Raw genomic sequence first — 14193 nt, 5'->3', positions numbered from 1 at the left:
TGTTCGCCGTTACTCCGCCAGCGCCAGAATGAAGGCGTACTCCAGCGCAATATCCTCATAGGCCTTGAAGCGGCCGGATTTGCCGCCGTGGCCGGCATCCATGTCGGTATACAGCAGCAGCTGCCGATCGTCGGTTTTCAGCTCGCGCAGCTTGGCCACCCACTTGGCCGGCTCCCAATACTGCACCTGCGAATCGTGCAGGCCGGTGGTCACCAGCAGATGCGGGTATGCCTGCGCCTTCACCTGATCGTACGGGCTGTACTGTTTGATGTAGTCGTAATAGGCCTGCTCGTTCGGGTTACCCCACTCGTCGTATTCGCCGGTGGTCAGCGGGATCGACTCGTCCAGCATGGTGGTTACCACGTCGACGAACGGCACCTGCGCCACCACGCCGTGGAACAGCTGCGGCGCCTGGTTGATCACCGCGCCCATCAGCAGACCGCCGGCGCTGCCGCCCATGGCGAACACCCGCTTGCCGTCGCCGTACCCCTGGGCGATCAGCGTTTCGGTCACGTCGATAAAGTCGTTGAAGGTGTTCTGCTTGTTGAACAGTTTGCCGTCTTCATACCACAGCTGCCCCAGCTCGCCGCCGCCGCGAATATGCGCCAGCGCGAACACGACACCGCGATCCAGCAGGCTCAGGCGGCTGGCGCTGAACGCCGGATCCATGCTGCTGCCGTAAGAGCCGTAGCCGTACACCATCAGCGGGTTGGCGCCGCGCTGGAAGCTGTCCTGGCGATACACCAGTGAGACCGGCACCTCGACGCCGTCGCGCGCCTTCACCCACACCCGCTCGCTGCGGTAGTTTTCCGGCGTGAAGTTCTTCACCTCCTGCTGTTTGAGCATCGTCCGCTCGCCGCTGTCCATGTTCAGTTCGTACAGCGTGGTCGGGGTGGTCATCGACGAATAGCCGTAGCGCAGCAGCGCGGTTTCCGGATCCGGGTTATACGCCAGCCAGGTGGTGTAGGTCGGATCGTCGAAGGCGATGCGCTTCTCTTCGCCCGTCTGCCAGTGGATCTGGCGCAGCAGCGTCAGGCCGGCATTGCGCTCTTCCACCACCAACCAATCGCGGAACAGGCTGAAGCCCTCCAGCATTACGTCGGCGCGCGGGGCGATCAGCGTCTGCCACTGCGCTTCGTCCGCCTGCTCGCTTTGGTACAGGCCGAAGTTCTTGCCGTCCTTGTTGGAGCGGATGTAGAAATGCTGGTGATAGTGATCGATGGCGTACTCGTGATCCTTGCGGCGCGGCACGAACAGCTGCGGCTTGGCGTCCGCACGATCGGCGTCCAGCAGCAGGATCTCCGAGGTGGTGGTGCTGCTCAGGTGGATCAGGATAAAACGCTCGGAGGTGGTCTTCTCCAGCCCGACGTAAAAGGTATCGTCCAGCTCTTCGTAAATCAGCTCATCCTGCTGCGGATCGCTGCCCACCACGTGGCGATAGACCTGATACGGCAACAGCGTCTTGGCGTGCTTGCGCACGTAGTACACCGTCGAGGAGTCGTTAGCCCACTCGAAGCTGCCGGAGGTGTTTTCCAACACTTCCTCCGCCCAACTGCCGTCGGCCAGGTTCTTGAAGCGAATGTCATACTGACGGCGCGACAGGAAATCCTCCGCCACCCCCAGCCGCTGATTGTCTGGGCTGACGTCCAGCCCGCCCAGGGTGTAAAACTCGTGGTTCTCGGCGCGCTGGTTGCCGTCGATAAGCACTTCCCAGTGCTCGCTCTCGGCCTGCGGCTGGCGCACATAAATCGCGTATTCGTTGCCCGGCTCGTAGCGCGTCTGATAGCGATAGCCGTGGCGCACGTAAGGCACCGAATGTTCCTGCTGCGGAATGCGCGCCACCATCTCTTCGTACAGGGTTTCGCGCAGCGCCTGCTGCGGTTTCAGCATCGCATCGGTGTAGGCGTTCTCCGCCTGCAGGTAGTCCAGCACCTGGCGGTCTGCGCGCTCGTCGTCGCGCAGCCAGTAGTAGTCATCCACGCGCGTGTCGCCGTGGATGGTGATGGGATAAGGACGTTTTTCCGCTTTCGGTGGGGTCATCATTGCTAAATCATCCGCTTACATAGATTGCGGCAAGAGTGACACGATTCCCCCCGGCTTGCCAAGCGGCGCTACGCCAGCTCGCGCTTTTTCTCGTTGACGTCGCTCTCGATGCCCTGCTTGACGTCCGCCGGGATCTTCAGCGCCTGCGCCAGCGCATCGAGGTAGCCGCGCTCCATAAAGTGATCGACGTCGATCACCAGACAGCTCAGGTAGTAAACCTCCAGCGCCTCGTCTTCATTTTGCACGCTGCGGGCGATCAATTCCGGGTTGAGCGGCTGATCGAGCGCTTCCTGCACCCAGCCCTGCGCCTCTTCCCCCACCTGCAGCTGCGACAGGCTGTGATCGATGGCTCGCTGCTCGTCGGCATCGATATGGCCGTCGCTCTTGGCGGCGAACACCAACGCCTGCACCAAACGCTTGGCGCGCAGATCTACCGGCGTGGTTTGCAAACCGAACTGCGGTTCGTCCTGATGGCTCTCTTTCACCCGCTGCTTATACTTGTTCCACAGCACCGCGCCCACCGCCGCGCTGCCGCCGATAATCAGCGCATTCTTGCCGAACTTACCCACCAGCTTGCGCGAGGATTTGTTGGCCAACAGCACGCCGACCAAACCGCCCAGCGCCGTGGGCGCCAGCAGCTTGCCGATGCCTTCCGCCCCGCCCATCGCGCCGGCCTTCTGCCCGATCAACGTTTGAATCTGCTGCATCCAGTTACTTTTCATCATCTACCCCTTGCGTGAAAAAGCGCGGCGCGCAGGCGCGGCCGAACCGACGGTAAACCGCCAGATTAGGGGATCTTTTGTCAATTTACGTCTGGGGGATGCAAACCTGTGTTTAGCGGATCGGCGGGCCGGGCGGCCCGCCTGGATGGCTGCAGCGTTACGCGTCTTCGTCGCCCGCTTCGTCGTCCTGCTCGTACTCCGCCAGCTCGTCGCGCATCGCCTGGATGGCGTCGCGGGTCATCAGCGCCAGCGTGCGGTAGAAACCGGTGGTGGCGTGCGCTTCCACTTTGCCGAGGAAGCGGCCGCACCACGGCAGCAGAAACTCGTCGAACAGCGCGATCTGCGCCTGCGCTTCATCTTCCTGCGACTGATCCTCCAGCCAGGAAGCGGCCAGCAGCAGCTGGCCGAAATGGTCGGCCGGCGCCTCCGCCAGCGGCATGCCGCGCTGCTGCAGGAAGGTGCGCACTTCCGCTTCGCTGGCGCCTTCGACGTAGTCGGAGCGGAACGGCGACACGCTGCATTCGCTGCCGACGAACATCGCGTTAAAGTCGGTCGCCAGCTGGTTGACGTCGCAGCCCTGCTGCAGGCGCTTCAGCAGGTCATCCTGCTCCAGCGGCCAGTGCTGCTGCAGCTTGCCCTCTTTGATCAGCGCGAACAGCGGCACCAGCAGCGGATCCTGCGGCTGGCGGTAGAACAGCGTACCCAGCACGCGGCAGACAATGGAAAACTCATTCATGATAATGCCTTATACAATACGGAAAATTTTGCCGGGACGATGTCACAAATCGGCCAATTCCGCAATCGCCGGCTTGCCGCGCCGCTCGAGAAAATCCAGCAACCGGCGCGGGCTGACGTTGAGAATGCGCTCCTGCGGGAAGCCCACCTCTTCGATGATGCGCTCGCAGTGCTCGAAATTACCCAGTGAAAAAGCGACGTGCGAATCCGAACCCAGCGCCAGCCAGCCGCCGGCGTCGCGCACCGCGGCGGCGATCGCCCGGCAATTGGCCTCGCTGCCCTTGCGGGAGTGGGTGAACGACGAGTTATTCAGCTCCAGCGCCACCTCGTATTTGGCCGCCGCCGCCGCGACGGCGGGAATATCGATCGGGTAACGCGGGTTGCCGGGGTGGCTGATGATATGCACGTCTCCCTGCGCCATCGCGGCGATCATCGCTTCAGTATTGGACGCTTTATCCTGCGGCGCAAACACCGGCTCATGGAAACCGGCGATGATCACGTCGGTGGCCGTCAGCATCGGGCCGGTGCAGTCGATATCGCCCTGCAGGTTTTTGATGTTGGCTTCGATACCGCGCAAAATGCCCACGCCGTTCACCCGGCGCGGCCACACGTGCATGTTCATGAAGTGCCAATAGTGTGGCGCATCGGCCATGTCCGGGCCGTGATCGGTGATGGCGAACAGCTTGATGCCCTTCTGCTGGGCTTCGGCGATGTAATCGTGCAGCGTGCTGTAGGCGTGGGTGCTGGCGACGGTGTGCATATGCAAATCAACGGGGTACATTGTTTCTCCTTCCAGAGGGCCCGCCCGCAAAGGTACGGACAGGCGCGATGACGATAACAGCTTATCAGTTACCGAACGGCGGCTGAAGGCTCAGTAACCCCGTTGCCTGTCGACCACGCCGGCCGGGGCATGCCCCGCCTCCAGCGCGCGGATGTTGGCGGCGATCTGATCCATCGCCTGCTGCGGCAACGTGATGGCAGCAATATGCGGGGTAATGGTGACACGCGGATGACGCCAGAACGGGTGATCCTGCGGCAGCGGCTCGCGGGCGAACACGTCCAGCGTGGCGGCGGCCAGTTGCTCCTGCTCCAGCGCCGCCAGCAGATCGGCCTCCACCAGATGCGCGCCGCGCGCGATGTTGATGAGGTAAGCGCCCGGCCGCAGTTGCGCGAACAGCTCGCGGTTGAGAATGCCGACGGTCTCCGGCGTATTGGGCAGCAGGTTGATCAGCAGTTTGACGCCGTCGAGAAAGGCGCCGCGCTGCGCCTCTCCGGCGAAGCTTTGCACGCCGTCGATCTGTTTGGCGCTGCGGCTCCAGCAGCGTACGCTAAAGCCAAACTCGGTCAGCTTGCGCGCCACGCTCTGCCCCAGCACGCCGGCGCCGAGGATGCCGATAGTGAAATCATCCAGCGAGTGCGGATCGAGCGGTTGCCATTCCTGCCGCTGCTGCAACGCCTGATACTCGTCGAAACGGCGGAAATAGCGCAGCACATAGCTCAGCGCATATTCCTGCATCTGCTGCGCCATGCCGGTATCCTCCAGCCGCAGCAGCGGCACGCCGGCGGGCAGTGTGCCGGGGTGTTTGCGCTCCTGATCGAGAATGGCGTCGACGCCGGCGCCGAGGGCGAACACCGCTTTCAGATCGCGGCGGTTGGCTAACATCTCGTGCGGCGGGCGCCATACCAGCGCGTAATCCGCCGGCCGCTCGTCGCCGCGCTGCCATTCGCGGATCTCGGCCTGCGGCAGGCGTTGCTTGATGCCGATCAGCCATTCCTGGGCGTTAAACAAGGGGTGGTAATAGATGATGTTCATACTGCGGGCTCCGGTTTGTTTTTATTGGTTTTCCTTCAGCCTTCCGCGATTCGCCGCCGGATGCAAGCGTTAAAGCCCAAAATAAAAACAGCCCCGACCAGTGGGGCTGCTGTGTATTCTCGCCAAATCAGGCGGCAAACGGACCGTCGCGCCGGATAAGGCGCCGCAACAGCGGAATGAGGATCAGCATCGCCACGCCGACGCCCGTCGCCCCCCAGCCCAGTGCGCTGAAGATTTCGCTGTAGCCGGGATTGGTTTGCAGCGGCGTACTGCCGCTGTTTTCCGGCATCAGGCCGGAGACGTAGCCCGCCAGCACCGAGGCGACGCCGGTCACCATCATCCAGCAGCCCATCATCACGCCCTGATAGCGCGGCGGCGCCAGCTTGCCGATCATCGCGTAACCGATCGGCGAGATCATCAATTCACCGACGCTTTGCAGCACATAGCTGATGACGATCCATTTAAACGCCACCAGCCCGTCGCCGCCGGCCATGCTGATGCCCAGCGGCAGCACCAGCATGCCGAGCCCGATGCAGAACAGCGATCCGGAGAACTGCAGCGGAATGTCGATGTTGCAACCGCGGGCGCGCAGGCGGTTGAACCACCAGGCCAGCAGCGGGCCGCCCACCACGATCACCAGCGTGTTGATATTCTGGATCCACTGCGGCGCCACCTGAATGCCGTAAACGTTCAGGTTGATGTTGTGCTCGGAGAACAGCATCAGCCCCATCGGCGCCAGCTGATACAGCGCCCAGAACACCAGCGACCCCAGCGCCAGGATCAGATAGGCCGCCATTCTGCGGCGCTCATCGCGCGGATGGTGGCGCAGCGTCACCACGCACAGCATCAGGAAGATCAGCGCGCCGAGCACGATCACGAAATGGCCGCTGAACTCGGCGTGGGTCAGCATCACGCGGATAATCGGCACCAGCGCCACCAGCACCGCCAGCCCGACCAGCATGCGCCAACGGTATTGACTGCGGCTGGCATCGTGCAGCGGCGTATTGAGATCCGCCAGAATCCGCCAGCGGCAGACGGCGACGATGATCGCCGCCGCATTGCCCAGCGTGGCGAACAGGAACAGCGCGCGATAGTTTTCCGTCAGTTGGAAATACCCGGCGACGGTAAAGCCAACGAAGAACCCGAGGTTCATGCCAGCGTAGTTCCACAGGAATGCCGATTCGCGCCGGTCATCATCCGGTTTGAAACGCTGGGTGAGCATCATATTAATGCAGGTCACGTTAAGGCCGCTGCCGGTCAGGAACATCGCCAGCCCCCAGTACAGCCCCCACACGCCCGCGACGGCAATCAGCGCGCAGCCGATCACCTGCAACACCATGCCCAGCACGAACAGATTGCGGTTACTGAGGAAACGGCCGCCGAGGTAGCCGCCGAACATGTGCAGACCATAGTTGAAGGCGCCGAACACGCCCATCATGGCGTTGGCGCTGCTTTCGTTGAAGCCCAATCGCTTGGTGGCGTACAGCACCAGCGTGGAGTAAAGCACGGCGAAGCCCAGTGTGGCGAAGATCTGGATGAAGAACAGCGCCCCCGCACCGGGGGGAATGGCATGGCGCGCTTGCGGCGCCGGCATGGCATCTGAAGGAGTCAAAACGAACCTCTACTGCATTATTATGTAATGAGTCTGTCCCTGTCTGCGATATCGCCGGCCTGTCTCCCGGCAATCTGCGCGGCGCCGTGATATTCCTTGCCAAAAACGCCGCGCCGACATAATTCCATTTAGCGACACATTTGACTAATAATCCAGTATTAATGCATATAACAGCAAATAGACCGATCTCATTGGCGATATATTGAGCTACTCGCACAGAAAAAGGTCAAACAATCATCTTTCACGCGTTTTGAACGTAGTCCGCCCTGCCCGCCAGCGGCCAAGCGTGGGAATATCGTTCGGTAAATCAGCAAATTGCTGCAAGTTTGGCTAAACAGTCATGAGAATGAAATAAGAGGGTTGACGCTGAGATCAGATTCTCCTACATTAGCGCCCGTCGACAGCGCAAGGCGTTATCGACGACAAAACGGTGAGGTGTCTGAGTGGCTGAAGGAGCACGCCTGGAAAGTGTGTATACGCGAAAGTGTATCGAGGGTTCGAACCCCTCTCTCACCGCCAAATTCGAAGAGAAAGCCTGGATTCGCGTCCAGGCTTTTTTTTTGCATGGCGCACCGCCGAGAGGGGCGTGCGCAGCGCATCTCCCTCCCTCTGTGACCGTGATTCCCATTTCCGCCGGTTATCAACGAACCTTACCCCTGATGTTCTCGCTCTTTCATGGCTTCCGCCCTGCCGTTCGCCGCAGTTTTCAGCAAAGTGAACACGGCTTGAGCGGACGAACAAAAACACAGAAATTATTCTTGACCGGATCGGCCCCACTCCCTATAGTAGCGCCCCGTTGCAGCGATGATTTCGCAACAAAAAAATATGGTGAGGTGTCCGAGTGGCTGAAGGAGCACGCCTGGAAAGTGTGTATACGCGAAAGTGTATCGAGGGTTCGAATCCCTCCCTCACCGCCATATTCTACGAAGAAGCCTGAGCTCACGTTCAGGCTTTTTTGTATGCATAACGCACCGACCGGGAGGGTGAGAACCCTCGACAGGGTTCGACAAAACGCCTGCGTTTTGGACCGCCAATGGCGGCCCGCAGGGTGAGCGCAGCGAATCTATCCCTCCCTCACCGCCATATTCTAACGAGAAAGCCTGAGCGAAAGTTCAGGCTTTTTTGTATGTATATCGCACCGACCGGGAGGGTGAGAACCCTCGACAGGGTTCGACAAAACGCCTGCGTTTTGGACCGCCAACGGCGGCCCGCAGGGTGAGCGCAGCGAATCTATCCCTCCCTCACCGCCATATTCTACGAAGAAGCCTGAGCTCACGTTCAGGCTTTTTTGTATGCATAGCGCACCGATCGGGAGGGTGAGAGCCCTCGACAGGGTTCGACAAAACGCCCGCGTTTTGGACCGCCAACGGCGGCCCGCAGGGTGAGCGCAGCGAATCTATCCCTCCCTCACCGCCATACAAAAAAGCCCGAACGCAAATTCAGGCTTTTTTTCTCCCCATACCCCAACCGCTCAGTGGTGCGTGCGCCCCATTGACGCCGGCTGCGCCAGCGCGCGGCGCCAATCGCCCGGCGTTTGGCCGAATTGGCGTTTGAAGCTGCGGTTAAACGACTGCTGTGAGTCGAAGCCGAGCGAGATCGCCACGCTGACGATAGGCTCGCCGCTGTTGGCCAGGCGCTCCGCCGACACTTTCAGTTTTTGCATGCGGATATACTCCCCCAGCGCGTAGCCGGTCTGGCGTTTGAACATGCGCTGCAGATGCCATTTGGAATAGCCCGCGCGGTCCGCCACGGTGTTGATATCCAGTTTCTCTTCCAGATTGTTGTCGATCCACGCCTTCAAATCGGTAATAAAGCCCGTAGTGTTCATGCAGATGCTCCCATCATTCGGCAGGGTCACCCTCTGCCCGATGCACATACGTTGCAACAGTTTCGCTTTAAATGCAATTTTTATTATTGCATTTATTGGAAAGCCGCCACTATACTCCACCCAATTAATGTAACCGATATTGATACATTAATGTGACACCAATGTGTTTCAAAACCTAACGTTGCGCCGCTGCACGGCGCAGCCGCCCCCTCACCGCACGCCGGTGCGGGGGCGAATCCCGGAGAACAGGGCCGGGTGTGGGGCCTGACCGCGCTTACTTATCGGAATAAAAATAATGGCAAATCAACCAAACTCATCGTTCAACGCCGGCGGCCGCACGCGCGCCTTCGCTCTGGGCCAGCGGCTCTCCGGGGTGGCGCTGCTGGCCGCCCTGCTCGCCGGGTGTGACAACAGCGTCGCGCACAACGCCCCGCCACCGCCGCCGGTGGTCAGCGCCGCCAGCGTGGTGGTCAAACCGATCAGCCAGTGGGATGCGTTCAACGGTCGGGTCGAAGCGGTGCAAAGCGTGCAACTGCGCCCACGGGTCTCCGGTTACATCGAGCGGGTCAACTACACCGAAGGCGACGAGGTGAAGAAAGGCCAGGTGCTGTTCACCATCGACGATCGCACCTACCGCGCCGCGCGCGAACAGGCGCAGGCAGAGCTGGTGCGGGCGCGCAACCAGGCCGCCCTGGCGCGCAGCGAATCCTCGCGCACCGAGAAACTGATCGGCACTCAGGCCATCTCTCAGGAAGTATGGGAGCAGCGCCGGTCGTCCGCCGCGCAGGCGCAAAGCAACGTGCTGGCGGCGCAGGCCCAGCTCGATATGGCGCAGCTGAATCTCGACTTTACCCGCGTTACCGCGCCGATTGACGGGCGCGCCAGCCGCGCGATGATCACCGCCGGCAACCTGGTCACCGCCGGCGACAGCGCCAGCGTGCTGACGACGCTGGTGTCGCTCGACAAGGTCTACGTCTATTTCGACGTGGATGAAGCCACCTTCCTGCGCTATCAGCAGCAAGGCCGGCACGATGCCCGCCTGCCGGTGAAAGTCGGCCTGGTAGGCGAAGACGGCACTCCGCATCAGGGGCTGGTGGACTTCACCGATAACCAACTGAACGCCGGGACCGGCACCATCCGCATGCGCGCCCTGCTCGACAACCGCGATCGCCGCTTCACGCCGGGGCTGTTCGCCCGGGTACAGATGCCCGGCAGCGCCGAGTTCAACGCCATGCTGATCGACGACAAAGCGGTGATGACCGACCAGAACCGCAAGTTCGTTTACATCGTCGATAAAGACGGCAAGGCGCAGCGCCGCGACATTGACGTGGGCCGCATGGCCGAAGGATTGCGCATCGTGCAGAAAGGGTTGGCAAACGGCGATCGGGTGATCGTCGACGGCATGCAGAAAGTGTTTATGCCGGGCATGCCGGTCGACGCGAAAGCCGTCGCCATGAATCCTATCGCCTCCACGCTTAACTAAGCTCCCAGCAGAGACTTCTGACCCATGGACTTTTCCCGCTTTTTCATCGACCGGCCGATCTTCGCCGCGGTGCTGTCGATACTGATTTTTGTCGCCGGGGTGATAGCCATCCCGCTGCTGCCGATCAGCGAGTACCCGGACGTGGTGCCGCCCAGCGTGCAGGTGCGTGCAGAATACCCGGGCGCCAACCCGAAAGAGATCGCTGAAACGGTGGCCACGCCGCTGGAGGAAGCGATCAACGGCGTCGAAAACATGATGTACATGAAATCGGTCGCCGGTTCCGACGGCGTGCTGGTGACCACCGTCACCTTCCGCCCGGGCACCGATCCCGATCAGGCGCAGGTGCAGGTGCAAAACCGCGTGGCGCAGGCCGAAGCGCGCCTGCCGGAAGACGTGCGCCGCCAGGGCATCACCACCCAGAAACAGTCTCCGGCGCTGACGCTGGTGGTGCATCTGGTATCGCCTTCCGGCAAGTACGACTCGCTGTACCTGCGCAACTACGCCACCCTGAAGGTCAAGGATGAGCTGGCCCGCCTGCCGGGCGTCGGCCAGGTGCAGATCTTCGGCGCCGGCGAATATGCGATGCGCATCTGGCTCGATCCGAACAAGGTCGCCGCGCGCGGGCTGACCGCCTCCGACGTGGTGAGCGCCATGCAGGAGCAGAACGTGCAGGTTTCCGCCGGCCAGCTTGGCGCGGAGCCGATGCCGACGCGCAGCGACTATCTACTGTCGATCAACGCCCAGGGGCGCCTGCAAACCGAAGAAGAGTTCGGCAACATCATTCTCAAGAGCGGTGATAACGGCGAGATCGTGCGGCTGCGCGACGTGGCGCGCATCGAAATGGGCTCCGGCAGCTACGCGCTGCGCGCCCAGCTCAATAACAAGGATGCGGTCGGCATCGGCATCTTCCAGTCGCCGGGCGCCAACGCCATCGAGCTGTCGGACGCGGTGCGCGGCAAGATGGCCGAGCTGGCGACCCGCTTCCCGGACGGCATGAGTTGGAAGTCGCCATACGACCCGACGGTATTCGTGCGCGACTCGATCCGCGCGGTGGTAGATACCCTGCTGGAAGCGGTGATCCTGGTGGTGCTGGTGGTCATTCTGTTCCTGCAGACCTGGCGCGCCTCGATCATTCCGCTGCTGGCGGTGCCGATCTCCGTGGTCGGCACCTTCGCCGCGCTGTATCTGCTCGGCTTCTCGCTCAACACCCTCAGCCTGTTCGGGCTGGTGCTGGCGATCGGCATCGTGGTGGATGACGCCATCGTGGTGGTGGAGAACGTCGAGCGCAACATCGAAGAGGGGCTGTCGCCGCTGGCGGCGGCGCACCAGGCGATGCGCGAGGTCTCCGGCCCGATCATCGCCATCGCCGTGGTGCTGTGTGCGGTGTTCGTGCCGATGGCGTTCCTTTCCGGCGTCACCGGCCAGTTCTACAAGCAGTTCGCCGTCACCATCGCCATCTCGACGGTGATCTCCGCCATCAACTCGCTGACCCTGTCGCCGGCGCTGGCGGCGCGCTTGCTGAAACCGCACGGCGCGCCGAAAGACCTGCCGTCGCGCCTGATCGACCGGCTGTTCGGCTGGCTGTTCCGGCCGTTCAACCGCTTCTTCGCCAGCGGCTCGCAGCGTTATCAGCACGGGGTATCCCGCGTGCTTGGCCGACGCGGCGCGGTGTTCGTCGTCTACCTGCTGCTGCTGGCCGCCGCCGGCGTGATGTTCAAGACCGTGCCCGGCGGCTTTATCCCGACGCAGGACAAGCTATACCTGATCGGCGGCGTGAAGATGCCGGAAGGCGCCTCGCTGGAGCGCACCGATGCGGTGATCCGCAAGATGAGCGCCATCGGCCTGAGCGTGGACGGCGTCACCGATGCGGTGGCCTTCCCCGGCCTGAACGCGCTGCAGTTCACCAATACGCCGAATACCGGCACGGTGTTCTTCGCGCTGGAGTCATTGAGCACCCGTACCCGCACCGCGGCGCAGATCAACGCCGAGATCAACGCGCGCATTTCACAGATCCAGGAAGGCTTCGCCTTCTCGATCATGCCGCCGCCGATCCTCGGCATCGGCCAGGGCTCCGGCTATTCACTGTACGTGCAGGATCGCGCCGGGCTGGGTTACGGCGCGCTGCAGACCGCGATCAACACGATGTCCGGCGCCATTATGCAAACGCCGGGCATGGGTTTCCCGATCTCCTCTTATCAGGCCAACGTGCCGCAGCTGGACGCCAAAATCGATCGCGACAAGGCCAAGGCCCAGGGGGTGCCGCTCAATGCGCTGTTCAGCACGCTGCAGACCTACCTCGGTTCGTCTTACATCAACGACTTTAACCGTTACGGCCGCACCTGGAAGGTGATGGCGCAGGCCGACGGCCAGTTCCGCGACAGCGTGGAAGACATCGCCAACCTGCGTACCCGCAACGACAAAGGCGAAATGGTGCCGATCGGCAGTATGGTCAGCATCGGCACCACCTACGGCCCGGATCCGGTGATCCGCTACAACGGTTTCCCGGCGGCGGACCTGATCGGCGACGCCGATCCGCGCGTCCTCTCCTCTACCCAGGCGATGAGCGCGCTGACGCAAATGGCCGGCAAGCTGTTGCCGAACGGCATGAACATCCAGTGGACCGATCTGAGCTACCAGCAATCGACCCAGGGCAACGCCGCGCTGGTGGTATTCCCGGTCGCGGTGCTGCTGGCGTTCCTCGCGCTGGCGGCGCTGTATGAAAGCTGGACGCTGCCGCTGGCGGTGATCCTGATCGTGCCGATGACCATGCTGTCGGCGCTGTTCGGCGTGTGGCTGACCGGCGGCGACAACAACGTGTTCGTGCAGGTCGGGCTGGTCGTTCTGATGGGGCTGGCCTGCAAGAACGCCATTCTGATCGTCGAGTTCGCCCGCGAACTGGAAATGCAGGGCAAAGGCATCGTCGAAGCGGCGCTGGAGGCCTGCCGCCTGCGGCTGCGGCCGATCGTGATGACCTCCATCGCCTTCATCGCCGGCACCATCCCGCTGATCCTTGGCCATGGCGCCGGCGCCGAAGTGCGCGGCGTCACCGGCATCACGGTGTTCTCCGGCATGCTGGGTGTCACCCTGTTCGGGCTGTTCCTGACGCCGGTGTTCTACGTCACCTTGCGGCGCCTGGTGGCGCGCAAAGCGCAGCCGCAGACGGCGTAATCATCATCCTGAAATGCAAAAAGGTCGGGCAATGCCCGACCTTTTTTATGCGCTCCATCCGGCATTATTTACCGGCGGCTTCAGCCTCTTGCTCGGCGGCGTATTCCGCGCAGGCGCGCTTGTCGCCCCGCTCCAGCTCGGCCAGCGAGTCGGCCACGGTGTGGCGCGCCAGCACCGCGAGCGAAGCCTGCTCGGCCTCGTTCACCACCGATTTGAAATACCAGCAGGCGTTGGCGCTCACCAGGCAACGAGCCGGCACTTCAGGGCGGGAAGCCCAGATGCGCTTGTCGTCGATCACCGCCAGATAGATGTCCCGCAGGGTGATCTCTTCCGCCGGGCGGCCGAGGTGGATAGAGCCGTTTCGGCCCAAGGTGGAAACGATGATGCCGTCTTTGGTCAGCGGCACCATCAGTTTGCGGATAAAGCTGGGGTTGGCTTCCAGAGCGGCGGCGAGGGTGGCGCTCGTCGAACGCATGCCCTGCTTCTCAGCTACGGCGACGCTAAGGACCATTTGCAACGCTGTCGGAAAGCGAAAATCTAACATGTCGTTATCTCTGCGAGACGAAATACTCGGGTTTGGCCGGTGTGGCGATTGGCGCCGATAACACCGCTTAATTGCACAATAATATAACAAACGCAGGGGCTTTTTTGAAGTTTCGCCCAGCGATATCGCACGCAGACATTAGAACGATCGCAAACTTTTGGGCAGGCAGAAAACAGAAACCCGCGTCAATGTTAACGCCGCTCGCTTAACCGGGTTAAACGATCAGAACTAACACTGCCCGCGGG

10 protein-coding genes, 2 tRNA genes and 3 other RNA genes are annotated in these 14193 nt (G+C 61.9%); 7 read left to right on the top strand and 8 right to left on the bottom strand.

The features are described 5' to 3' along the window. Positions 1-9: 9 nt before the first annotated feature. The 6 genes from AC2CGI_RS10485 to AC2CGI_RS10460 all read right to left on the bottom strand — a co-directional run bounded on the left by AC2CGI_RS10485 (position 10) and on the right by AC2CGI_RS10460 (position 6907). Positions 10-2043, bottom strand: coding sequence for a S9 family peptidase (locus AC2CGI_RS10485; protein ID WP_076740334.1), 2034 nt, complete (start codon positions 2041-2043; stop codon positions 10-12). Positions 2044-2111: 68 nt separating this feature from the next. Next, on the bottom strand, positions 2112-2765 hold the full coding sequence (locus AC2CGI_RS10480; RefSeq protein WP_076740540.1) for a tellurite resistance TerB family protein: 654 nt from the start codon (positions 2763-2765) through the stop codon (positions 2112-2114). Positions 2766-2922: 157 nt separating this feature from the next. After that, positions 2923-3501 carry a TorD/DmsD family molecular chaperone gene (locus tag AC2CGI_RS10475; RefSeq protein WP_015377474.1) on the bottom strand — a complete coding sequence of 193 codons (579 nt, stop codon included), beginning with the start codon at positions 3499-3501 and terminating at the stop codon, positions 2923-2925. A 42-nt stretch (positions 3502-3543) separates the two neighbouring features. After that, positions 3544-4281, bottom strand: coding sequence for a phosphatase (locus AC2CGI_RS10470; RefSeq protein ID WP_004928821.1), 738 nt, complete (start codon positions 4279-4281; stop codon positions 3544-3546). A gap of 90 nt (positions 4282-4371) precedes the next feature. Then, on the bottom strand, positions 4372-5313 hold the full coding sequence (gene ghrA / locus AC2CGI_RS10465) for a glyoxylate/hydroxypyruvate reductase GhrA (protein ID WP_076740335.1): 942 nt from the start codon (positions 5311-5313) through the stop codon (positions 4372-4374). Positions 5314-5440: 127 nt separating this feature from the next. Then, positions 5441-6907, bottom strand: coding sequence for a peptide MFS transporter (locus AC2CGI_RS10460; protein WP_076740336.1), 1467 nt, complete (start codon positions 6905-6907; stop codon positions 5441-5443). A 447-nt stretch (positions 6908-7354) separates the two neighbouring features. On the opposite strand from AC2CGI_RS10460, the gene AC2CGI_RS10455 reads away from it, so the two are divergent. The 5 genes from AC2CGI_RS10455 to AC2CGI_RS10435 all read left to right on the top strand — a co-directional run bounded on the left by AC2CGI_RS10455 (position 7355) and on the right by AC2CGI_RS10435 (position 8341). Continuing rightward, a tRNA-Ser gene (locus AC2CGI_RS10455) sits at positions 7355-7444 on the top strand. 308 nt (positions 7445-7752) lie between these two features. Then, positions 7753-7842: transfer RNA gene (locus AC2CGI_RS10450), tRNA-Ser, on the top strand. Positions 7843-7888: 46 nt separating this feature from the next. Beyond that, a non-coding RNA gene (locus AC2CGI_RS10445) (RtT sRNA) lies at positions 7889-8008 on the top strand. Between the two features lie 47 nt (positions 8009-8055). Further along, positions 8056-8175, top strand: a non-coding RNA gene (locus AC2CGI_RS10440) — RtT sRNA. A gap of 46 nt (positions 8176-8221) precedes the next feature. After that, positions 8222-8341: non-coding RNA, RtT sRNA (locus tag AC2CGI_RS10435), on the top strand. A gap of 55 nt (positions 8342-8396) precedes the next feature. Here AC2CGI_RS10435 and AC2CGI_RS10430 read toward each other — a convergent pair. After that, positions 8397-8753, bottom strand: a complete 357-nt coding sequence (locus AC2CGI_RS10430; protein ID WP_004928813.1) for a helix-turn-helix domain-containing protein — start codon at positions 8751-8753, stop codon at positions 8397-8399. Positions 8754-9048: 295 nt separating this feature from the next. Between AC2CGI_RS10430 and sdeA the strand changes: the two genes are divergently transcribed. Together sdeA and sdeB are read left to right on the top strand one after the other, a co-directional pair. After that, positions 9049-10236 carry a multidrug efflux RND transporter periplasmic adaptor subunit SdeA gene (gene sdeA / locus AC2CGI_RS10425; RefSeq protein WP_076740337.1) on the top strand — a complete coding sequence of 396 codons (1188 nt, stop codon included), beginning with the start codon at positions 9049-9051 and terminating at the stop codon, positions 10234-10236. A 24-nt stretch (positions 10237-10260) separates the two neighbouring features. Next, positions 10261-13404, top strand: coding sequence for a multidrug efflux RND transporter permease subunit SdeB (sdeB, locus tag AC2CGI_RS10420; protein WP_044031466.1), 3144 nt, complete (start codon positions 10261-10263; stop codon positions 13402-13404). A gap of 64 nt (positions 13405-13468) precedes the next feature. On the opposite strand, the gene AC2CGI_RS10415 is transcribed toward sdeB, so the two are convergent. Further along, positions 13469-13948 (bottom strand): RrF2 family transcriptional regulator, encoded by a 480-nt coding sequence (locus AC2CGI_RS10415; RefSeq protein WP_015377469.1) that lies wholly within the window; start codon positions 13946-13948, stop codon positions 13469-13471. Positions 13949-14193: the final 245 nt, after the last annotated feature.

The organism is Serratia sp. LSHTC3 (genome assembly GCF_057197125.1).
Note: the sequence above shows the minus strand (reverse complement) of the source record. Positions and strands in the feature narration are given on the sequence as shown.

Bases quoted from the DNA above. Each gene is read 5' to 3' on its own strand.
- AC2CGI_RS10460 (WP_076740336.1), bottom strand. From the start codon at position 6,907: ATGCCGGCGCCGCAAGCGCGCCATGCCATTCCCCCCGGTGCGGGGGCG.
- AC2CGI_RS10475 (WP_015377474.1), bottom strand. From the start codon at position 3,501: ATGAATGAGTTTTCCATTGTCTGCCGCGTGCTGGGTACGCTGTTCTAC.
- AC2CGI_RS10480 (WP_076740540.1), bottom strand. From the start codon at position 2,765: ATGAAAAGTAACTGGATGCAGCAGATTCAAACGTTGATCGGGCAGAAG.
- AC2CGI_RS10430 (WP_004928813.1), bottom strand. From the start codon at position 8,753: ATGAACACTACGGGCTTTATTACCGATTTGAAGGCGTGGATCGACAAC.
- sdeB (WP_044031466.1), top strand. From the start codon at position 10,261: ATGGACTTTTCCCGCTTTTTCATCGACCGGCCGATCTTCGCCGCGGTG.
- sdeA (WP_076740337.1), top strand. From the start codon at position 9,049: ATGGCAAATCAACCAAACTCATCGTTCAACGCCGGCGGCCGCACGCGC.
- AC2CGI_RS10485 (WP_076740334.1), bottom strand. From the start codon at position 2,043: ATGATGACCCCACCGAAAGCGGAAAAACGTCCTTATCCCATCACCATC.
- AC2CGI_RS10470 (WP_004928821.1), bottom strand. From the start codon at position 4,281: ATGTACCCCGTTGATTTGCATATGCACACCGTCGCCAGCACCCACGCC.
- ghrA (WP_076740335.1), bottom strand. From the start codon at position 5,313: ATGAACATCATCTATTACCACCCCTTGTTTAACGCCCAGGAATGGCTG.
- AC2CGI_RS10415 (WP_015377469.1), bottom strand. From the start codon at position 13,948: ATGTTAGATTTTCGCTTTCCGACAGCGTTGCAAATGGTCCTTAGCGTC.